The following is a 20,023-nucleotide window of genomic DNA, read 5'->3' on the forward strand; positions in this document are numbered from 1 at the left end:
GTCCTCCCTTAGCCGAAGATCGCCGCGGCCAGGTCGCGCAACCCGCGCTTGACCTCGGCATCGTCGGTCAGGGGCTCGATCATCGCCGCCTCGATGGCGCGGTCCAGGGACATGCCCCGCGCGACCAGGCTGGCGGCATAGACCACCAACCGGGTCGAGACCCCCTCTTCCAGGTCCTGGCCCTTGAGGCCGCGGATCTTGCCCGCCAGCCGCACCAGCCCCAGGGTGCGGTCGCGGTCGAGGCCGCTTTCGCGGGCCACGATCTCGGCCTCGCGCCGGGGTTCGGGAAAGTCGAACTCCATGGCCACGAAGCGCTGCCGGGTCGAAGGCTTCAGCGTCTTGAGGATGTTCTGGTAGCCGGGGTTGTAGGAGGCGACCAGCATGAAGCCGGGCGCCGCCTCGATTTCCTCGCCGGTGCGGTCGATGGGCAGGATGCGGCGGTCGTCGGTCAGCGGGTGCAGAACGACGGTCACGTCCTTGCGCGCCTCGACCACCTCGTCGAGATAGCAGATCGCGCCCTCGCGCACGGCGCGGGTCAGGGGACCGTCGGTCCAGACCGTCTCGCCGCCCTTGAGCAGGTAGCGGCCGATCAGGTCGGCCGCCGACAGGTCGTCATGGCAGGCGACCGTATAAAGCGGCCGGCCCAGCCGCGCCGCCATATGGGCGACGAAGCGCGTCTTGCCGCAGCCGGTCGGGCCCTTCAGCAGCACCGGCAGGTCGTTCGCGGCGGCGGCCTCGAAGACCGCGACCTCGTCGCCCTGCGGCAGGTAGAAGGGGGCGTCGGCCGCCCCGTTCCGTTCGGGTTTCGCATAGGCGTTCATGGCTTACTCCGCAGCCTCCAGGTGGCCGTCCTTGTGCGCCTGCACCGGGCCGGCTGTGACCACCTCGCGGCGCGGGAACAGCACCGCATAGATGAAGAGCAGCGCGCCCAGCACCACCGCGACGCCCGAGCCGAAGCGCATCCAGTAGAACAGCGCCAGCCCGTCCTGCACGTCCATGAAGAACCCGCCCTCGACCCGCTGCAGATGGGTCTGCACCGTGCCGGCGAAGGTCAGCGTCACCGTCATGAACACCATGCCCGAGGACATCAGCCAGAACGAGGCCATGTTCAGCACCTGGTTGTAGGGGTCGCGGTTCTTCATCAGCGGCATGCAATAGGTCACCAGCGCCAGCACCAGGCAGACATAGGCGCCATAGAAGGCCAGGTGGCCATGCGCGGCGGTGATCTGCGTGCCGTGGGTATAGTAGTTCACCCCGTGCAGCGTGTGCAGGAAGCCCCAGACCCCGGCCCCGAAGAAGGCCAGCACGGTGCAGCCCAGGCTCCAGACCAGCGCCGCCTTGTTCGGGTGGTCGCGCCGGCCCTTCCAGACCATGACGAAGGCAAAGGACATCATCGCGAAGAAGGGCACGATCTCGAAGCTCGAGAAGATCGAGCCGATCCACTGCCAATAGGCCGGCAGGCCGATCCAGTAGTAGTGGTGCCCGGTGCCCAGGATGCCCGAGAACAGCGCCGTGGCGACGATGACGTAAAGCCATTTCTCGACCACCTCGCGGTCCACGCCGGTCAGCTTGAGCATCAGGAAGGCGAGGATGGCGGCCATGATCAGCTCCCACACGCCCTCGACCCACAGGTGGATCACCCACCACCAGTATTGCTTGTCGAGGACCAGGTTCGCCGGGTTGTAGAAGGCAAAGAGCCACAGCAGCACCAGCCCCCACAGGCCCATCAGCAGCACGTTCGTGACCGCCGTCCGCCGGCCCTTCAGCGCGGTCATGCTGACGTTGTACATGAAGATCACCGCGGCCACGGCGATGCCGACCTTGACCCATTTCGGTTGTTCCAGGAACTCGCGCCCCTCCTTGCCCAAAAGCCAATGGCCATGGAAAAGGTCGAACAGATAGGTCACGACCACGCCCAGCGTGCCCAGCACGAAAATGCCCAGCTGGATATAGGCCAGCATCGGCGAATGGATTTCGCGCTCGGCCTCTTCGGGCAGGATGTAATAGGTCGCGCCGAAAAAGCCCAAGAGCAGCCAGACGACCAGGCTGTTGGTATGCAGCATCCGCGCGATATTAAAGGGCAGCAATTCGGACAGGAAATTCGGGCTGACATAGATCCAGCCCATGATCAGGCCGAAAATCACCTGAACGGCGAAAAGCGCCATGGCCACCAGGAAATAGGCATAGGCGATGCGTTGCGAATGGTATCTCATCGGTTTTCCCCCTCAGCCCGCGTCGTTCGGTGGCCAGTTCTGGGTGTTGATCGTGCCGGTCCACAGCAGGAAATCCGACAGCGCCCGGAATTCCTCGTCCGTCAGATCGAAGCGGGGCATCTGGCGGCGACCCTCGATTCCGGTGGGCATGGATTCCATCCAGCCCTTCAGCGTCTCGAAGGCGGATTCGGGATCATCCTGCACGCCCCAGCGTTTCATCACATTGCCAAGCTCGGGGGCGAAATAGGCGCCCTCGCCCAGGATGGTATGGCAGTCAATGCAGGCGTTGCGTTCCCAGATATGCTTGCCCTCGGCGACCGAGGGGGTGAGCTGGCTTTCATCCACTGCCTTGGTGCGGGCATAGATATGGCTATGCACGGTTAACGCGCCAAAGATCAGGATGAAGAATATGGACCCGCCGTAGAAGACGTTCCGGGCCATGTTCTTGGTCATGATTTCGCTCATGACGCGGGTCCCCTATCTGTTGTTTTCGATACGACCTCACTGTCCGGCAAGCGTGAGTCGATCATTGATGAAAGTCAAGCGAGGCAAAAGCTTGAGATCTTGCCGGGAAATTCCGCATGCGGCGCGGGGATCGCCAGCTCGATCCGGCAGCCCGGCAGGCGCGCCAGCGCCGCGCAGGCGGCCTCGGGCGGCATCAGGCAAAGCGCGGTCGAAAGCCCGTCGGCCAGGGCGGCGCTGTCGGCGCTGACCGAGATCGTGTCCCAAGGCGGCGCCCCGCCGTCCGGCGCCAGGATATGCGGCAGGCCGCGCGGGCCGATCAGCGTGCCGCCGGGCGACGAGGTCGCCAGCGCCCGGTCGCCCAGTCGGATGCGCCGGTGTTCGCGCCCTGCGGCATCGGCCAGCCCCACCCGCCAGCCGCGCGCACCCAGCGCCCGCATCTCGCCCGCGTCGATCAGCAGGTCGGTCAGGCCGTGGCGCGCGGCCGCCTCGGCCAGCCTGTCGGCAGCCCAGCCCTGCGCCAGGCCGTTGAAGGTCAGCGCCATGCCGGGGCGGGCCAGCCGCACCTCGGCCCGCGACCAGGCGACCGAATCCCAGCCGGCCAGGGCACGGGCCGCGGCCTCGTCCCCGCCCTGCGCCCGCGCCAGCCACAGCGGCTGCACGGTGGGGTCGAAGGCGCCGCCGGTGGCGCGATGCAGCCGGTCGGACAGGGCCAGCAACTCGACCATGCCGGCGGCGGGAAAGCGCAGCCGCCCGTCGCGGTTCAGCCGCGCCAGGTCCGAATCGCGATGCAGCGAGAACAGGTTTTCGACCTGGGCCAGCAGCCGCGCCGCCTCGGCAAAGAAGCCGCGCGCCTGCGCCGGGCCTGCGCCATGCAGCCGCAGGGTGACATCGGCACCCATGGCGCGACCCCGCCATTCCTGGGAAGGCGCGGCGGGTGCGGCGCCTGCCATGCCGGGCAGCGCGGCGCAGGCGGTCAGCAGCAGGAAGCGGCGGCGGTTCATGGCGCATCTCCGGTCGGGGCGGGGCTGCGGGCGCGGCGCTTGAGCACCGGGCAGGTGCCGGGGTCGTTCATCACCACCTGGCAGCGCAGGCACAGCACGCATTCGTTGGGGTTGATCCGGCCCAGCGGGTCGATGGCGCCGACGGTGCATTTCGTCTCGCACAGCCGGCATTCGCGGCCGCATTGCGGGCGGCGCTTGAGCCAGTCGAAGATCTTCAGCTTGGCCGGGATCGCCAGCCCCGCGCCCAGGGGACACAGGTAGCGGCAATAGAACCGCTCGATGAACAGCCCGCCCGCCAGCACCGCAAGCGCGAACAGCACGAAGGGCCAGGCGCGCAGGAAGCGCATCGAGATCGCGGTCTTGAACGGCTCGACCTCGGCCAGGATCAGCGCCTGCTCCATGCTGTAGAAGCTCAGCGCGACGATGGCGACGAACAGCGTATACTTGATGACCCATAGCCGCTCGTGCAGGGCCTGGGGCACGGCAATCTGCCGCACCCCCAGCCGCTGGGCGGCGGCGTTCATCAGCTCTTGCAGCGCGCCGAAGGGGCACAGCCAGCCGCAGAACACGCCGCGGCCCCAGAACAGCAGCCCCAGAGCGACGGCGGACCAGATCAGGAAGATGATCGGCTCGATCAGGAAGGTCTCCCAGCGAAAGCCGGACAGCAGCGCGTTCAGGAAGGCCACCACCTGCACCACCGAAAGCTGGCCGTTCAGCCCCCAGCCCAGCACGAAAAGCGTGGTGGCCAGAAAGCCCAGCCGCACGCGCCGCCACAGCATCGGCCGGCGCACCAGCGCCTCTTGCCCGAACAGGATCAGCGCCAGCACGAACAGCATGGCGCCGACGATGGCGATGCCGGGGATCTTCTTTTGCCAGAACTCCTGCCACAGCGGGACGGCGGGGGCCTCGGCGACGGCATAGGCCGCGGGCAGGCGGATGGTGGCGCGGATGGGCAGCGTGCCTTCGCCCCCCGCGGCCAGCGGCCGGGTCGCCGTCACCACCAGGTCGAAGGGCCGGCGCGGGTCGATGCCGCCGGCGGCAGGGTCGATGTTCAGCCGGAACAGGCTGATTTCCTTGAAGGCCGGTGCGTCGGCCAGCGCCAGCGTCTCGGCCATGACGAAATCGCCGTCGCCCGGCTCGATCCGCAGCGCGCCCTGTTCGAAGGCGATGCGCTCGAACCGGCCCGAGCGGCGCCATTCCGTGCCGCGCGGGCTGTAGAGGCCGCGCGACAGCACCGCCACCAGCGCCTGTCCCGGCTGCAAGGCGCCCACGGCGGCGGTGAAGTCCTGCGCGCCCAAGAGGTTGCGCCCGACGGTCGGCGGGTCGATCAGCCCGGCATAAAGGTCGAGGAAGGGCGCCTCCGATGGCTCGACCGGCACCTTGGCGCCGGCAAAGGCCCGCGCCGCCTCGGCCATCGAGACCGAGGCATGGCCGAATGCCCCCTCGGCCAGCAGTTCGGCCCAGGTGGCGGGGCGGTAGCCCACGCGGTCGATGCCGCCGCCGCCCAGCCCCTGCGCCTGCGCCAGCACCCGGCCGCTGCGCAGGATGCCGTCGCGAATCACCCCGGTCGAGACCGTCGCGCGCGAGATCACCGGCGGCAACCCGCGATCCCGCCCTTGGCCCTGCGACAGGTCGACGCCGCGGAACCCGTCCACATAGGCGGCGATATGCGCCTGCGAGATCCCGAGGCTCAGCACCGGCTCGGTCTGGCGCACCAGCCTGGCGCCGGCGATGACCCCCTTGGGCGTGACCGCGACCAGCACGTCCAGCGGCTTGCCGGAATAGCCGGTGGTCGCCGCGATCTCCCAGGTCGAGCCGATCATGCCCAGCGCCCGGCCGTCGCGGCTGACGCTCCAGCCCGGCACCGGGGTTTCGCGGCGGTCCAAGACCACCGGCCCGTCGGCGCCGAACAGCGCCTGCGCCAGCCGCGCGTCGGGGGCGGCGGGCGGTTCGGCCCAGGCGGGCAGAATCAGCAGGACCAGCGCCAGAAGCGCAGCCAGCAGGCGGCAGGGTGCAACAAGATATTTGACGGGCATCGCCATCCGCATCCCAGGGTTTTCCTGCTGATCGCGCGAATGCCGCAGCCCGGCCTTAACAATGGTCAAAGCCTTGCGCGCAAATTCCGCACAGGAACGACGGGAACGCGCGCCAGCAAATAGGAAAGCCAGATGAGACAAAGGACTCCATTCGCCAGACCCGGCCTTCTGGCCTCGGCAGCCCTGGCCATTGTCCTTGGGCCGCTTGCGGCCTCCGCACAGGAACAGGCCGCCCCGCCAAAGGATCCAGCCGCCGCGCTGGAGGACCACAAGACCCGCACCGACAACCGCTACGAGCCCTCGCTGGACAACCTTGCGCAGCAGGACGTCGCGGCGCCGGGCGCCCCCGAGGGCGTCCCCGCCTTGTCCGATGCCCAGTATAACGAGGCCAACAAGATCTATTTCGAACGCTGCGCCGGTTGCCACGGCGTCCTGCGCAAGGGCGCGACCGGCAAAGCGCTGACCCCCGACCTGACCCGCGAGCTGGGCTTCGACTACCTGCAAAGCTTCATCACCTACGGCTCGCCTGCGGGGATGCCGAACTGGGGCACCTCGGGCGACCTTTCGGCCGAGCAGGTCGACCTGATGGCGAACTACCTGCTTCTTGACCCGGCCGCGCCGCCGGAATTCGGCATGAAGGAGATGCGCGAATCCTGGAAGGTGCATGTCGCGCCCGAAGACCGCCCCACCCATCAGGAAAACGACTGGGATCTGGAAAACCTGTTCAGCGTCACCCTGCGCGACGCCGGCCAGATCGCGCTGATCGACGGCGCCACCTACGAGATCAAGTCGGTCCTCGATACGGGCTATGCGGTCCATATCAGCCGGCTGTCCGCCTCGGGCCGCTATCTGTTCGTGATCGGCCGCGACGGCAAGGTCAACATGATCGACCTGTGGATGAAGGAGCCCACTACCGTCGCCGAGATCAAGATCGGCTCGGAGGCGCGTTCCATCGAGACCTCAAAGATGGAGGGCTGGGAGGACAAATACGCCATCGCCGGGGCCTATTGGCCGCCGCAATACGTCATCATGGACGGCGAGACGCTGGAGCCGAGAAAGATCCAGTCCACGCGCGGCATGACCTATGACGAGCAGGAATATCACCCCGAGCCGCGCGTCGCCGCGATCCTGGCCAGCCACTACCGGCCCGAGTTCATCGTGAACGTCAAGGAAACGGGCAAGATCCTGCTGGTGGACTATACCGACCTCGACAACCTCAAGACCACCGAGATCAGCGCCGAGCGCTTCCTGCACGACGGCGGCCTGGACGGTTCGCACCGCTACTTCATCACCGCGGCGAACGCCCGCAACAAGCTGGTGGTGATCGACACCAAGGAAGGCAAGCTGGTCGCGATCGAGGATACCGGCGGCCAGACCCCGCATCCGGGCCGCGGCGCGAACTTCGTCCACCCGACCTTCGGGCCGGTCTGGGCGACCTCGCACATGGGCGACGATTCGGTGGCGCTGATCGGCACCGATCCCGAGGGCCATCCCGACAATGCCTGGAAGATCCTGGACAGCTTCCCGGCGCTGGGGGGCGGCTCGCTGTTCATCAAGACGCACCCGAATTCGCAATACCTCTATGTCGATGCGACCCTGAACCCCGAGGCCGAGATCTCGGGCTCGGTCGCGGTCTTCGACACCAAGGCGATGACGGGCGACGACTCGGACCCCGAGTTCACCACCCTGCCCATCGCCGAATGGGCCGGCATCACCGAGGGCCAGCCCCGCGTCGTGCAGGGCGAGTTCAACAAGGACGGCACCGAGGTCTGGTTCAGCGTCTGGAACGGCAAGGACCAGGAATCGGCGCTGGTCGTGGTGGACGACAAGACGCTGGAGCTGAAGCACGTCATCAAGGATGAGCGGCTGGTGACGCCCACCGGCAAGTTCAACGTCTACAACACCATGACCGACACCTATTGAGCGGTCACAACCCAGGTGGGGGCGTTCGCGCCCCCGCCCCGGCAGTATTTCAATGGGGTTCGACATGGCCGGCAAGACGGTGACGGGCGGCGCGGCGCCAGGCATGGCCGCGCGCAACTTGAACGATGCGGCAGCGGGCAAGGCACGGATGGGCAGGGTCGATCTGATCGGCGCCGGTCCGGGCGACGCCGAGTTGCTGACGCTGCGGGCGCTGCGGCTTTTGCAGCAGGCGGATGTGGTGGTGCATGACCGGCTGGTCTCGGACGAGGTGATGGCCTGCATCCCCGCCCATGTCCGGCGCATCCCGGTGGGCAAGGCGGCGGGCTTCCATCCCGTGCCGCAGGATGAGATCAACGCGCTTCTGGTCGAGCTGGCCCTGTCCGGCCTGGCCGTGGCGCGGCTCAAGGGCGGCGATCCGACCATCTTCGGCCGCGGCGGCGAGGAGTTCGAGGCCGTGACCCGTGCCGGCATCCCCTGCGACTATGTGCCCGGCATCACCGCGGCGCAGGGCGCGGCGGCCTCGGCCCGGTTCCCGCTGACGCATCGCGGGCTGGCGACCGGGCTGCGCCATGTCACCGGCCACCGGGCGCGGGACGCGGCGCTGGACCTCGACTGGGCCTCGCTGGCCGATCCGAAGACCACGCTGGCCGTCTACATGGGCGCGGCGAACATGGCCGAGATCGCGGCCCAGCTGATCCGCCACGGCATGCCGGCCGACCTGCCGGTGCTGGCCGTGTCGCAGGCCAGCACCCCGCAGGAACGGCGGCTGCGCGCCACGCTGTCGGGCATCGCCGCCGCCCTGGCGCGCGAGCCGCTGCCGGCGCCGGTGCTGTTCATCGTCGGCCATGTCGCGGCAATGGCCGAGGATTGCGCCCTGCCGCAGGGGCTTTACCGCCCGGAATGGCGGCTGGTGGCGCATGGCTAGGCTGGCGCTCCTGCTGGTGCTGCTGGCCGGGACCGCTGCGGCGGGCCCGCCCGATGCCGCGCGGCAGGACCAGCTGCGCCATCTGGTGCGGCAGGATTGCGGCTCGTGCCACGGCTTGCGGCTGACCGGCGGGCTCGGCCGGCCGATCACCGCCCAGGCGCTGGCCGGGCGCGATGCCGAGGATCTGAGCGGCGTGATCCTGGACGGCATGCCCGGCACCGCCATGCCCGGCTGGCGCCCGCTGCTGACCGAGGACGAGGCGCGCTGGATCGCCGATTACCTTCTGACGACGGAGACGCAATGATGCTCAAGCCATTCCTGGCCGCCCTGATGATCGCCAGCCCGGCGCTGGCCGACGCGTTGCGCGGCACCGGCGACCTGGGCCTGGTGGTCGAGCGCGAGGCCGGCTCGCTGCTGGTCGTGGACCGCAGCGAACGCGCCGCGCTCGGCCGGATCGAGGGGCTGGGCGACCTGTCCCACGCGAGCCTGGTCTATTCCCCCGACGAACGCTTCGCCTATGTCTTCGGCCGCGACGGCGGGCTGACCAAGGTCGACATCCTGACCCGGCAGGTGGTCCGCCGCGTGGTGCAGGCCGGCAATTCCATCGGCGGCGCCATCTCGGACGACGGCCGTCTGGTCGCGGTCGCGAATTACGAGCCGGGCGGCGTCAAGGTCTTCGACGCCGAGACGCTGGAGTTGGTGGCGGACGTGCCGATGGGCTCCAAGACCGTGGGCATCGCCGATGCGCCCGGCTCGCGCTTCGTGGTGGCTACCTGGGACACGGGCGAGGTCTGGATCCTCGACCATTCCGCCGATCCGGCGCAGCCTGCGGTGACGACGCTGGAAGGCATCGGCGCCAACCCCTATGACGCGCTGCTGACCGGCGACGGGCGGCACTATATCGTCGGGCTCTTCGGCGAAAAGGGACTGACGCAGGTCGACCTGTGGCAAGACCCGCCCAAGGTCACGCGCTTCCTGCCCGACTACGGCAAGGACCAGCCCGACCTGCCGGTCTACAAGATGCCGCATCTGCAAGGCTGGACCCTGGCCGACGGGCTTTTCGCCCTGCCTGCCGTGGGGCTGCACCAGCTGCTTTGGGTCGATGCCGACGGGCTGGCCGAGATCGGCCGCACCGAGCTGGCCGGCCAGCCGGTCTTTGCCCTGGCCCGCCCCGACCAGCGCGAGGTCTGGGTGAACTTCGCCCCGCCCGACAACGACAAGCTGCAGGTGGTGGACGTGCTGACCCACGAGGTTCTGGACACGCTGACCCCCGGCAAGGGTGTGCTGCACATGGAATTCGCCCCCCGCGGGCGCGAGGTCTGGCTGTCGGTCCGCGACGAGAACCGGGTCGAGATCCGCGACACCCGCACCCGCGAGGTTCTGGGCGAGATCGAGGCCCGCGCGCCCTCGGGCATCTTCTTCACCGATCGCGCGCATCGCACGGGGTTATGACATGGATGATCTGGACCTGCGCCTGCTGGACGGTTTCCAGCGCGACCTGCCGCTGGAGACCCGGCCCTTCGCCGCCATCGCCCACCGCCTCGACACCAGCGAGGCCGAGGTGATCGCCCGCCTGACCCGCCTGCGCGACGAGGGGCTGATCGCCCGCATCGGCGCCACCTGCCGGCCGAACACCGCCGGCGCCTCGACGCTCGCCGCGCTGCGCGTGCCGGTGCGGCGCATCGACAAGGTCGCGGCGCTGGTCGGGGCCGAGCCCGGCGTCAACCACGCCTATCTGCGCGAGGGCAGCGACTGGAACCTGTGGTTCGTCGCCACCGCCCCCGATGCCGCCGCGCTGGAGGAAAGCCTGGCCCGGATCGAGACGGCGACGGGGCTGCTGCCCTTGTCGCTGCCGCTGGTGCGGGCCTTCAACATCGACCTGGGCTTTCCGCTGCTCGGCCCGCGCCGCGCCATGGCGCTGGACCGGCCCGCCGACCTGGCCGCGCTGCGCCCGCGCGACAAGGCGCTGATGCAGGCGCTGACCACCGGGCTGGCGCTGGTGCCGCGCCCCTTCGTCGCGCTGGGACAGGCGCTGCACCGCAGCGAGGCCGAGGTGATCTCGCGCATCCGCGCGCTGGCCGAGGCCCGCATCCTGACCCGCGTCGGCGTGATCGTGCGCCATCGCGCGCTCGGCTGGACCCAGAACGCCATGGTGGTCTGGCGCCTGCCCGAAGCCGCGGTCGAGGCCGCCGGCACGGCGCTGGCCGGGGTTCCCGGCGTGACGCTGTGCTATCAGCGCCGCTGCGTGCCGGGGCTGTGGAGCTGGCCGCTGTTCTGCATGATCCACGCCCGCTCGCGCGCCGAGGCGATGGAGGTGCTGGTCCAGGCCCGCGCCCTGCCCGAACTGCAAGGCGTGCCGCATCGCATCCTGTTCTCGACCCGCTGCTTTCGCCAGCGGGGCGCCGTCATCGCCGAGGTTGCCGCATGAGCCGCCAGACCCTGCCCCCCGAGGCGCTGGACGATACCGACCGCGCCATCCTGAACAGCCTGCAAGAGGGGTTTCCGCTGACCCCCCGCCCCTTCGACGATGCCGGCGCGGCGCTTGGCCTGACCGGCGCCGAACTGATCGGGCGGCTCGAACGCCTGCGCGCGATCGGCGCCATCACCCGCTTCGGCCCGTTCTACGACGCCGCGGCGATGGGCGGGGCCTTCTGCCTTTGCGCGCTTTCCGCGCCGCAGGCGGATTTCGACCGCATCGCCGATCTGGTCAACGCCCATCCCGAGGTGGCGCATAACTATGCCCGCGACCATGCGCTGAACATGTGGTTCGTGCTGGCCACCGCCACGCCCGAAGCCATCGCCGAGACCGCCGGGCAGATCGAGGCCGAGACCGGGCTGACCGTCTGGCGCTTTCCCAAGCTGCGGGAGTTCTTCATCGGCTTTCGGGTGGCGGCATGACGGTCCTGGACGATACCGACCGCCGGCTGATCGCCGCGACGCAAGCCGGGCTGCCGCTGGTCGAGGCGCCTTATGCCCGGATCGCCGCCGACCTGGGCCTCACCGAAACGCAGGTCATCACCAGGCTGTCGGTCCTGCACGCGCGCGGCGTGATCCGCCGCATCGCCATCGCGCCCAACCACTACGCGCTGGGAATGACCGCGAACGGCATGAGCGTCTGGGACGTCGAGGACGCGCAGGCGGCCGGCCTTGGCGAAAAGGTGGGCGCGCTGGATTTCGTGACGCATTGCTACCTGCGGCCGCGCGCGCCGGTCTGGCGCTACAACCTGTTCGCCATGCTGCACGGCCAGAGCCGCGCCGAGGTCGAGCAAAAGCGCGCCCAGGTCCGCGCGCTGCTGGGCGCCGCCTGCCGGGCCGACGACATCCTCTATTCCACCCGGATCCTGAAAAAGACCGGCCTGCGCCTGAAGGACGGCTAAGAAAGGCAAACCATGTTCCGCCTGACCCAATACATGCAGCAGCTTCTGGACCCCTCGCCGCCGCGCCGCCGCAGCCGGCCGGATGCGGTCCGCCCGGTGGTGATCTGGAACCTGACGCGCAGCTGCAACCTGAAATGCCGCCATTGCTATACCGTCTCGGCCGACCGGCCGTTTCCGGGCGAGCTTTCGCATGACCAGGCCATGGCGGTGCTGCGGGATCTGTCGGATTTCCGCATCCCGGCGCTGATCCTGTCGGGGGGCGAGCCGATGTCGCGCTTCGACTTCTGGGAACTGGCGGCCGAGGCGCGGCGGCTGGATTTCCGCCACCTGTCGCTGTCGACCAACGGCACCAAGATCAATGCGCAGAACGTGGACCGGCTGGCCGGGCTGGGCTTCGACTATGTCGGCATCTCGCTGGACGGGATCGGCGCGGTGAACGACTGGTTCCGCGGCGTCGAGGGCGCCTTCGACCAGGCGCTGGCCGGCGTGCGCGCCTGCAAGGCGCAGGGCGTCAAGGTGGGCCTGCGCTTCACCATCACCGAGGGCAATGCCCATCACCTGCCCGCCATGCTGGACCTGTGCCGCGACGAGGGCGTGGACAAGTTCTACCTGTCGCATCTGGTCTATGCCGGTCGCGGCGACAAGCACCGGGGCGAGGATACCGAGCATGCCCGCACCCGCCGCGCCATGGACCTGCTGATCGCCCGCGCCTGGCAGGCGGTCGAGCAAGGCGAGCCGCTGGAGGTCGTCACCGGCAACAACGACGCCGATGCGGTCTATTTCCTGCGTTGGGCCGAGACGCGCTTTGCACCCGCCGCCGTCGCGCATCTGCGCGCGCATCTGGAGGCCTGGGGCGGCAATTCCTCGGGGCTCGGGGTCGGCAACATCGACCCGCAGGGCCGCGTCCATCCCGATACCTATTGGTCGGACTATACGCTGGGCTCGGTCAAGGAACGGCCGTTTTCCGCGATCTGGACCGGGGACGACCCAATCCTGGCCACGCTGCGCACCCGGCCGCGGCCGCTGAAGGGGCGCTGCGGCGCCTGCGCCTATCAGGCGGTCTGCGGCGGCAATACCCGCATCCGCGCGCTGCAACTGACCGGCGACCCATGGGCCGAAGACCCGGCCTGCTATCTCTCAGGCTCCGAGATCGGCGCCGAGGGCGCCGACCAGGGCCGCCTTGCCGTCACGCCTTTCCGGGGAAAAAGCCATGATCCGGCCCATCGTTTCCTTTAGCCTGCTGCTTGCCCTGCCGCTGGCGGCGCAGGCCGACCCGGCCACCGATTACGCCGAGCATTGCGCCGCCTGCCATGGCGAGGACCGGCTGGGCGGCACCGGCCCGGCGCTGATCCCCGAGACGCTGGGGCGCGTGAAGGTCATCGACGGGGTGATCGCCCAAGGCAGGGTCTCGACCCAGATGGAGGGCTTTGCCGACCGGCTGTCGCCCGAGGCCATCGCGGCTCTGGTCGGCTATGTCACCGCACCGTTGGACCACCGCCCGGACTGGAGCGCCGAGCAGATCGCCGCCAGCCGCGAGATGAATGCCGACTACCACCCGGCGGACAAGCCGGTCTTTGCCGCCGATCCGCTGAACATCACCCTGGTGGTGGAGACCGGCGACCATCACGTCAGCGTGCTGGACGGCGACACGTTCGAGGTCCTGGACCGCTTCGCCACCCCCTTCGCCGTGCATGGCGGGCCGAAGTTCAGCCCCGACGGGCGCTTCGTCTACATCATGTCGCGCGACGGCTGGGTGCAGAAATACGACATCTGGTCGCTGGCCGAGGTCGGCCGCATCCGCGCCGCGCTGAACAGCCGCAACATCGCCATCAGCCCGGACGGCCAGCGCATCGCGGTCGCGAACTACCTGCCCGAAAGCCTGACCATCCTGGACGCCGACCTGAATCCGCTGCGGCTGATCGAGACCGAGGTCGGCGGCACCCCCAGCCGGGTCAGCGCCGTCTACCAGGCGCCGCAGCGCCGCAGCTTCGTGCTGGCGCTGAAGGACGCACCCGAGATCTGGGAGGTGGCGACCGCCGACCTGGCCATCCGCCGCATCCCGATCGACGAGCCGCTGGACGATTTCTTCTTCTCGCCCGACTACCGCCAGCTGATCGGCGCCAACCGGGCGGGCGACAAGGGCGTGGTGATCGACCTGGACGACGGGCACAAGGTGGCGGAACTGCCCTTGCCGGGGATGCCGCACCTGGGCTCGGGCATCACCTGGGAACGGGGCGGCCGCCGCGTCATGGCCACCCCGCATCTGGGCGAGGGGGTGATCTCGGTCATCGACATGCAGGACTGGAGCCTGGTCAAGCAGATCAAGACCGACGGCCCCGGCTTCTTCCTGCGCGGCCATGCCGCCAGCCCCTATGTCTGGGCGGACGTCTTCTTCGGCCCGCACAAGGACGAGATGCATGTCATCGACAAGGAGACGCTGGAAATCGTCAAGACGCTGGCGCCCTTTCCCGGCCAGACCTTCGCCCATAGCGAATTCACCCGCGACGGCAGACATGTCCTGGTCTCGTTGTGGGAGGACGAGGGCGCGGTCGTGGTCTATGATGCCGGGACGCTGGACGAGGTGAAACGGCTGCCGATGCGCAAGCCTTCGGGGAAATACAATGTCTGGAACAAGATCACCTTCGAGGACGGAACCAGCCACTGACGGCTGGCCGGCCTGGAAACTGGCGCTGCTGTTCTATCCCTTCGCGGCGGCGGCGGTCTGGATCAACCTGTTCATGCTGTCGCTTCTGGCCAGCTGGATCGGCCTGCCGGTGCTGCCGCCGATGCAGGCCGCCGGCGCCGCGCTGCTTCTGGGCGTGCCGGCGGGCTGGGCCTCGGGGCGCTGGATCCGCAGCCTGATGGACCGCGCCCGGCCGCGCGACTGACCCTTTTCACCGGAAAGGCGGCCCCCCTGCGCCCGGCCGGCGCAAAGGGGCGCGAAACTGCGGCACCCTACATAATAAAAAGTTATTAAAACTATTAAAACTTATAAATTCCAACAATTTCGGAAGCTGCTAGAACCTGTCTCCAGAAGGTGCGTAGATTCGAAAGAGCCATCCGTCGCAGCCACAAGACGGCCGCGATCCGCACCGGTCAACCAGCGCCGCCCCGCGGCGCGGCCCAGCAAAGGAGAGCTAGCATGGACGGCAACGATATTCCCTCGACGGGCAAATGCCCCGTCATGCATGGCGGCAACACCGCCATGGGAACCTCGAACATGGATTGGTGGCCGAATGCGCTGAATCTGGACATCCTGCACCAGCATGACCGCAAGACCAACCCGCTCCAGGACTTCACCTATCGCAACGAGGTGCGCAATCTCGACTTCGACGCGGTCAAGCGCGACCTGCATGCGCTGATGACCGACAGCCAGGACTGGTGGCCGGCCGACTGGGGCCATTACGGCGGGCTCTTCATCCGCATGTCCTGGCACGCCGCCGGCACCTATCGCATCGCCGACGGCCGCGGCGGCGGCGGCACCGGCAACCAGCGCTTCGCCCCGATCAACTCGTGGCCCGACAACGTCAGCCTGGACAAGGCGCGCCGCATCCTGTGGCCGATCAAGAAGAAATACGGCAACCGCCTGAGCTGGGCCGACCTGATCATCCTGGCCGGCACCGTCGCCTATGAGAACATGGGCCTCAAGACCTATGGCTTCGCCTTTGGCCGCGACGACATCTGGCACCCCGAGAAGGACACCTACTGGGGCGCGGAAAAGGAATGGCTGGCGCCCCAGGACGAGCGCATGGGCAATGCCGATGACGCGACCTCGATGGAAAACCCGCTGGCCGCGGTGCAGATGGGGCTGATCTATGTCAACCCCGAAGGGCCGAACGGCCAGCCCGACCCGCTGAAGACCGCCGCCCTGGTGCGCGAAACCTTCGCCCGCATGGCGATGAACGACGAGGAAACCGTGGCGCTGACCGCGGGCGGCCACACCGTCGGCAAATGCCACGGCAACGGCAAGGTCGAGCTGCTGGGCGCCGACCCGGAAGCGGCCGATGTCTGCGAACAGGGCCTGGGCTGGGCCAATTCCAACAAGTCGGGCAAGGGCCGCTATACCATGACCTCGGGCATCGAGGGCGCCTGGACCACCCATCCGACCCAATGGGACAACGGCTTCTTCTACCTGCTCTTCACCTATGACTGGGAGCTGCGGAAATCCCCCGCCGGAGCCTGGCAGTGGGAGCCGGTCAACATCAAGGAAGAAGACAAGCCGGTCGATGTCGAGGATCCCTCGATCCGCTACAACCCGATCATGACGGATGCCGACATGGCGATGAAGATGGACCCGATCTATCGCGAGATCTCGCTGCGCTTCTACAACGACCCGGACTATTTCTCGGAAGTCTTTGCGCGGGCCTGGTTCAAGCTGACCCATCGCGACATGGGGCCGAAGGTGCGCTATATCGGCCCCGAGGCGCCGACCGAAGACCTGATCTGGCAGGATCCGGTGCCCGCCGGCAACCGCGAATGGAACATCGCGGGCCTGAAGGCGCGCATCGCCGAAAGCGGGCTGACGGTGGCCGAGATGGTGGCGACCGCCTGGGACTCGGCGCGCACCTTCCGCGGCTCGGACAATCGCGGCGGCGCCAATGGCGCGCGCATCCGCCTGGCCCCGCAAAAGGACTGGGAAGGCAACGAACCCGACCGGCTGGCCCGTGTGCTGGCGGTACTGGAGCCGCTGGCGGCCGAGTTCGGCGCCAGCCTCGCCGACACCATCGTCCTGGCCGGCAATGTCGGCGTGGAACTGGCGGCCAAGGCGGCGGGCTATGAGGTCGAGGTGCCCTTCTCGCCCGGCCGCGGCGACGCCACGGATGCGATGACCGATGCCGACAGCTTCGCGGTGCTGGAGCCGATCCACGACGGCTATCGCAACTGGCTGAAAAAGGACTATATCGTCGCCCCCGAAGAGCTGATGCTGGACCGCACCCAGCTGATGGGGCTGACCGCACCCGAGATGGTGGTCCTGGTCGGCGGCATGCGGGCCATGGGCACCAATCACGGCGGCACCCGCCACGGCGTCTTCACCGACCGCGAAGGCGCGCTGACCACGGATTTCTTCGTGAACCTGACCGACATGGCCAATACCTGGGCCAAGGCCGGCGACCACTACGAGATCCGCGACCGCAAGACCGGCGTGGTGAAATGGACGGCGACGCGGCTGGATCTGGTGTTCGGCTCGAACTCGATCCTGCGCTCCTATGCCGAGGTCTATGCCCAGGACGACAACGGCGGCAAGTTCGTCGCCGATTTCATCGCCGCCTGGGTGAAGATGATGGAGGCCGACCGCTTCGATCTGCGGTCGTAACCGGACTAAACCCCTGAGCGGCGCCCGGCGACGCTTGCCCAGGGGTTCGGTAGTGGTAACGATTGCAGCCCCAGGGACCGACGGTCCCTGGGGATTTTTCATGCCGCGATCGGTGCGACCCCCGCGCCCGCCCGGTCCGACCCATCTGGAGCCGGAGATCATGCAGGCTCGCCGGTCTTTCGCGGCCGGGCCCCGATCCGCGATCTCGGCGCTGCAGGAAAGCTTGCGGGGAGTATTTGCAGAACGAAGAAGATGCGGGCGGGCGCTGCATCGGCCAGCCGCTTGCTCTGGTCATGCGAAACCGCCGCAGGGCCGGGGCGCGGCTTGCGCTTACAGGAAGCTTTGCGGGTCGATGTCCACCGCCAGCCGCAGATTGGCTGGCGGCTTCCGCGCCAGACCCAGCCATACGAAGAAGATGCGGGCGGGGCGCTGCATCGGCCAGCCGCTTGCTCTGGTCATGCGAAACCGCCGCAGGGCCGGGGCGCGGCTTGCGCTTACAGGAAGCTTTGCGGGTCGATGTCCACCGCCAGCCGCAGGTTTGTGGGCGGCTTCGGCGCCAGGCCCAGCCATTGCGAAATCGCGCCTTGCAAGGGCGCCTGCCGCGGCGCCCGGATCAGCATCCGCACCCGATAGCGCGCGCGGATGCGGGCGATGGGCGCGGGCGCGGGACCGAAAATCTCGGCGCCGATGATGCGCAGGGGCTCGGCGCGGCGGGCCAGCTCGCGGGCGTAATCCTCGACCACTGGCTGGTCGGGATGCGACAGGATGATCCCCGCCAGCCGGCCGAAGGGCGGCATCCCCGCCGCCTGGCGCGCCGCCGCCTCGGCATCCCAGAACGCCTCGTCCTCGCCCGACAGGATGGCGCGGATCACCGGGTGGTCGGGTTGGTAGGTCTGCAACAGCGCCAGCCCCCGCGCATCGCCGCCCTCGCGCCCGGCGCGGCCGGCGACCTGCCGCATCAGCTGGAAGCTGCGCTCGGCCGCGCGCAGGTCGGCGCCTTGCAGGCCCAGGTCGGCGTCGATCACGCCCACCAGCGTCAGGCGCGGGAAGTTGTGGCCCTTGGCGACGATCTGCGTGCCGATGATGATGTCGGTGCCGCCCGCGCCGATCTCGGCGATCGCCTCCTTCAAGGCCCGCGCCGAATGGAACAGGTCCGAGGACAGCACCGTCGACCGCGCCTCAGGGAAGCGCTCGGCCACTTCCTCGGCCAGCCGTTCCACCCCCGGCCCGATGGCGGTCATCTTGCCCTCGACCCCGCAGCTGGGGCAGGCCACCGGGATCGGCTTGGTCGCGCCGCATTGGTGGCAGACCAGGCGGTTCTGGAAGCGATGCTCGACCATGCGGGCGTCGCAATGGTCGCAGCCGATCTGCTGGCCGCAGGCGCGGCAGGCGGTGATCGGCGCATAGCCGCGCCGGTTCAGGAACAAGAGCGACTGCTCGCCCCTGTCGCGGCGCGCCGCGATCTCGGCGGCCAGGCGGGGACTGATCCAGCGTCCCTTCTCCATCTCTTGCTGGCGCAGGTCGATGGTGCCCATCTCGGGCAGGTCCGCCGTGCCGTAGCGGGCGCGCAGGTCCAGGCGGCGATATTTGCCGGTGGCCGCATTCACCCAGCTTTCGACCGAGGGCGTGGCCGAAGCCAGCACCACCTGCGCCTGCTCGACGCTGGCGCGCAGCACCGCCATGTCGCGGGCGCTGTAATAGACGACATCCTCTTGCTTGTAGCTGGAATCGTGTTCCTCATCGACGACGATCAGGCCCAGGTCGGCAAAGGGCAGGAACAGCGCCGAGCGCGCGCCGACCACCAGCCCGACATGGTTCTGCGCCGCCATGGTCCAGAGCCGCCGCCGCTCGCTGCGGGTGATGCCGGAATGCCATTCGCCGGGCCGGGCGCCGAAACGCGCCTCGACCCGGTCCAGGAACTCGGCCGAAAGCGCGATCTCGGGCAGCAGCACCAGCGCCTGCCGGCCCTGCCGCAGGCATTCCGCCACGGCTTCCAGATAGACCTCGGTCTTGCCCGAGCCGGTGACGCCGCGCAGCAGCGTGGTGCCATAGGCGCGGCTGCGCAAGGCGTCGCGCAGGGCCTCGGCCGCCTCGGCCTGGTCGGCGGCCAGCGGCTTGCCCGGCAAGGCGGGGTCCAGCTGCGGATAGGGGGTGTCGCGCGGCGCCAGCACCTCGGCCAGCGTGCCGGCCTTGACCAGCCCCTGCACCACGCCCGGACTGACCCCGGCCAGCTGCGCCAGCTCGCCGGGCGCAAAGCCGGCGCCGCCGTGATCCTCGATCACCCGCAGCACGGCGGCGCGGGCATCGGTCATGCGCGCGGGCACCGGCCCGGCGCGATGGATGATGCGCCGGGCCGAGGGCGGCTGGTCCAGGTCCGGCGCCCGCGTCGCCATGCGCAGAAGCGAGGGCAGCGGCGTCAGCGTGTATTCGCCCATGCGGGTCAGGAATTCGATCATCCCCGGCGCCAGCGGCGGCGCATCGACCAGCCGTGCCACCGGCCGCAGCCGCGCCGCATCGAAATCGCCGACACCCGGTCCCCAGACCGCACCCATCACCCGGCGCGGACCCAGCGGCACCACCACCAGCTGGCCCAGCCGCACGCCGCCCTCGGGCGCGAGATAGTCCAGCACCCCGACCACCTCTTGCGTCAGCACCGCGATGCGCGCGCCATGGGGATAGAAAAGCGGCGGGGACATCTCAGACCGGCAGCGAGGCCCAGCCGATCAGCAGCAGCAGCGGCCAGTTGCCCACCAGCAACGGTCCGGCGGC

General features: G+C 68.9%; 18 protein-coding genes. 11 read left to right on the forward strand and 7 right to left on the reverse strand.

Annotation, left to right across the window (positions count from 1 at the left end; genetic code table 11):
* Positions 1-8: 8 nt before the first annotated feature.
* The 5 genes from IT40_RS06370 to IT40_RS06390 form a co-directional block, all read right to left on the reverse strand.
* A complete protein-coding gene (locus IT40_RS06370; RefSeq protein WP_036751956.1) occupies positions 9-821 on the reverse strand; it encodes a CbbQ/NirQ/NorQ/GpvN family protein in 813 nt (270 codons plus the stop codon).
* A gap of 3 nt (positions 822-824) precedes the next feature.
* Positions 825-2,213 (reverse strand): cbb3-type cytochrome c oxidase subunit I, encoded by a 1,389-nt coding sequence (locus tag IT40_RS06375; protein WP_036751959.1) that lies wholly within the window; start codon positions 2,211-2,213, stop codon positions 825-827.
* Between the two features lie 12 nt (positions 2,214-2,225).
* The gene (locus IT40_RS06380) at positions 2,226-2,678 is read right to left on the reverse strand and encodes a c-type cytochrome (RefSeq protein WP_036751962.1); all 453 of its coding nucleotides are present in this window, start codon (positions 2,676-2,678) and stop codon (positions 2,226-2,228) included.
* A 74-nt stretch (positions 2,679-2,752) separates the two neighbouring features.
* On the reverse strand, positions 2,753-3,679 hold the full coding sequence (locus tag IT40_RS06385) for an FAD:protein FMN transferase (protein ID WP_036751965.1): 927 nt from the start codon (positions 3,677-3,679) through the stop codon (positions 2,753-2,755).
* Positions 3,676-5,721 carry a NosR/NirI family protein gene (locus tag IT40_RS06390; RefSeq protein ID WP_052095766.1) on the reverse strand — a complete coding sequence of 682 codons (2,046 nt, stop codon included), beginning with the start codon at positions 5,719-5,721 and terminating at the stop codon, positions 3,676-3,678. Before IT40_RS06390 ends, IT40_RS06385 begins: the two co-directional genes overlap by 4 nt.
* A gap of 126 nt (positions 5,722-5,847) precedes the next feature.
* Between IT40_RS06390 and IT40_RS06395 the strand changes: the two genes are divergently transcribed.
* From IT40_RS06395 to katG, 11 genes are all read left to right on the forward strand, one after another.
* Positions 5,848-7,638 (forward strand): nitrite reductase, encoded by a 1,791-nt coding sequence (locus IT40_RS06395; RefSeq protein WP_036751967.1) that lies wholly within the window; start codon positions 5,848-5,850, stop codon positions 7,636-7,638.
* A gap of 64 nt (positions 7,639-7,702) precedes the next feature.
* Positions 7,703-8,563, forward strand: a complete 861-nt coding sequence (cobA, locus tag IT40_RS06400) for a uroporphyrinogen-III C-methyltransferase (protein WP_036752143.1) — start codon at positions 7,703-7,705, stop codon at positions 8,561-8,563.
* Positions 8,556-8,867 carry a c-type cytochrome gene (locus IT40_RS06405; RefSeq protein WP_036751969.1) on the forward strand — a complete coding sequence of 104 codons (312 nt, stop codon included), beginning with the start codon at positions 8,556-8,558 and terminating at the stop codon, positions 8,865-8,867. Before cobA ends, IT40_RS06405 begins: the two co-directional genes overlap by 8 nt.
* Positions 8,864-10,015 (forward strand): cytochrome D1 domain-containing protein, encoded by a 1,152-nt coding sequence (locus tag IT40_RS06410; RefSeq protein ID WP_036751971.1) that lies wholly within the window; start codon positions 8,864-8,866, stop codon positions 10,013-10,015. Before IT40_RS06405 ends, IT40_RS06410 begins: the two co-directional genes overlap by 4 nt.
* A gap of 1 nt (position 10,016) precedes the next feature.
* Complete coding sequence (ahbB, locus tag IT40_RS06415; protein ID WP_036751974.1) at positions 10,017-10,991, forward strand: siroheme decarboxylase subunit beta; 975 nt, start codon at positions 10,017-10,019, stop codon at positions 10,989-10,991.
* Positions 10,988-11,461 carry an Lrp/AsnC family transcriptional regulator gene (locus IT40_RS06420; RefSeq protein ID WP_036751977.1) on the forward strand — a complete coding sequence of 158 codons (474 nt, stop codon included), beginning with the start codon at positions 10,988-10,990 and terminating at the stop codon, positions 11,459-11,461. The genes ahbB (IT40_RS06415) and IT40_RS06420 overlap by 4 nt, the downstream gene beginning before the upstream one ends.
* A complete protein-coding gene (ahbB, locus tag IT40_RS06425; RefSeq protein ID WP_036751981.1) occupies positions 11,458-11,940 on the forward strand; it encodes a siroheme decarboxylase subunit beta in 483 nt (160 codons plus the stop codon). The genes IT40_RS06420 and ahbB (IT40_RS06425) overlap by 4 nt, the downstream gene beginning before the upstream one ends.
* A gap of 12 nt (positions 11,941-11,952) precedes the next feature.
* Positions 11,953-13,176, forward strand: coding sequence for a heme d1 biosynthesis radical SAM protein NirJ (nirJ, locus tag IT40_RS06430; RefSeq protein WP_036751984.1), 1,224 nt, complete (start codon positions 11,953-11,955; stop codon positions 13,174-13,176).
* Positions 13,151-14,605, forward strand: coding sequence for a cytochrome D1 domain-containing protein (locus IT40_RS06435; RefSeq protein WP_036751987.1), 1,455 nt, complete (start codon positions 13,151-13,153; stop codon positions 14,603-14,605). The genes nirJ and IT40_RS06435 overlap by 26 nt, the downstream gene beginning before the upstream one ends.
* Positions 14,562-14,828, forward strand: a complete 267-nt coding sequence (locus tag IT40_RS06440) for a hypothetical protein (RefSeq protein WP_036751990.1) — start codon at positions 14,562-14,564, stop codon at positions 14,826-14,828. Before IT40_RS06435 ends, IT40_RS06440 begins: the two co-directional genes overlap by 44 nt.
* A 254-nt stretch (positions 14,829-15,082) precedes the next feature.
* Positions 15,083-17,254 (forward strand): catalase/peroxidase HPI, encoded by a 2,172-nt coding sequence (gene katG, locus IT40_RS06445; RefSeq protein ID WP_036751992.1) that lies wholly within the window; start codon positions 15,083-15,085, stop codon positions 17,252-17,254.
* Between the two features lie 330 nt (positions 17,255-17,584).
* Here katG and IT40_RS30430 read toward each other — a convergent pair whose 3' ends face one another.
* Positions 17,585-17,713 carry a hypothetical protein gene (locus IT40_RS30430; protein ID WP_275600381.1) on the reverse strand — a complete coding sequence of 43 codons (129 nt, stop codon included), beginning with the start codon at positions 17,711-17,713 and terminating at the stop codon, positions 17,585-17,587.
* A 35-nt stretch (positions 17,714-17,748) separates the two neighbouring features.
* A complete protein-coding gene (locus tag IT40_RS06450; RefSeq protein WP_036751995.1) occupies positions 17,749-19,950 on the reverse strand; it encodes a primosomal protein N' in 2,202 nt (733 codons plus the stop codon).
* Between the last annotated feature and the right edge of the window lie 73 nt (positions 19,951-20,023).

Origin of the sequence: Paracoccus versutus (assembly GCF_000763885.1) — a bacterium.
Classification (GTDB): Bacteria; Pseudomonadota; Alphaproteobacteria; order Rhodobacterales; family Rhodobacteraceae; genus Paracoccus; species Paracoccus versutus.

Excerpts from the sequence above, each read along its gene's own strand:
- IT40_RS06370 (WP_036751956.1), bottom strand. The coding sequence starts at position 821 with ATGAACGCCTATGCGAAACCCGAACGGAACGGGGCGGCCGACGCCCCC.
- IT40_RS06375 (WP_036751959.1), bottom strand. The coding sequence starts at position 2,213 with ATGAGATACCATTCGCAACGCATCGCCTATGCCTATTTCCTGGTGGCC.
- IT40_RS06380 (WP_036751962.1), bottom strand. The coding sequence starts at position 2,678 with ATGAGCGAAATCATGACCAAGAACATGGCCCGGAACGTCTTCTACGGC.
- IT40_RS06385 (WP_036751965.1), bottom strand. The coding sequence starts at position 3,679 with ATGAACCGCCGCCGCTTCCTGCTGCTGACCGCCTGCGCCGCGCTGCCC.
- IT40_RS06390 (WP_052095766.1), bottom strand. The coding sequence starts at position 5,721 with ATGGCGATGCCCGTCAAATATCTTGTTGCACCCTGCCGCCTGCTGGCT.
- IT40_RS06395 (WP_036751967.1), top strand. The coding sequence starts at position 5,848 with ATGAGACAAAGGACTCCATTCGCCAGACCCGGCCTTCTGGCCTCGGCA.
- cobA (WP_036752143.1), top strand. The coding sequence starts at position 7,703 with ATGGCCGGCAAGACGGTGACGGGCGGCGCGGCGCCAGGCATGGCCGCG.
- IT40_RS06405 (WP_036751969.1), top strand. The coding sequence starts at position 8,556 with ATGGCTAGGCTGGCGCTCCTGCTGGTGCTGCTGGCCGGGACCGCTGCG.
- IT40_RS06410 (WP_036751971.1), top strand. The coding sequence starts at position 8,864 with ATGATGCTCAAGCCATTCCTGGCCGCCCTGATGATCGCCAGCCCGGCG.
- ahbB (WP_036751974.1), top strand. The coding sequence starts at position 10,017 with ATGGATGATCTGGACCTGCGCCTGCTGGACGGTTTCCAGCGCGACCTG.
- IT40_RS06420 (WP_036751977.1), top strand. The coding sequence starts at position 10,988 with ATGAGCCGCCAGACCCTGCCCCCCGAGGCGCTGGACGATACCGACCGC.
- ahbB (WP_036751981.1), top strand. The coding sequence starts at position 11,458 with ATGACGGTCCTGGACGATACCGACCGCCGGCTGATCGCCGCGACGCAA.
- nirJ (WP_036751984.1), top strand. The coding sequence starts at position 11,953 with ATGTTCCGCCTGACCCAATACATGCAGCAGCTTCTGGACCCCTCGCCG.
- IT40_RS06435 (WP_036751987.1), top strand. The coding sequence starts at position 13,151 with ATGATCCGGCCCATCGTTTCCTTTAGCCTGCTGCTTGCCCTGCCGCTG.
- IT40_RS06440 (WP_036751990.1), top strand. The coding sequence starts at position 14,562 with ATGTCTGGAACAAGATCACCTTCGAGGACGGAACCAGCCACTGACGGC.
- katG (WP_036751992.1), top strand. The coding sequence starts at position 15,083 with ATGGACGGCAACGATATTCCCTCGACGGGCAAATGCCCCGTCATGCAT.
- IT40_RS30430 (WP_275600381.1), bottom strand. The coding sequence starts at position 17,713 with ATGACCAGAGCAAGCGGCTGGCCGATGCAGCGCCCCGCCCGCATCTTC.
- IT40_RS06450 (WP_036751995.1), bottom strand. The coding sequence starts at position 19,950 with ATGTCCCCGCCGCTTTTCTATCCCCATGGCGCGCGCATCGCGGTGCTG.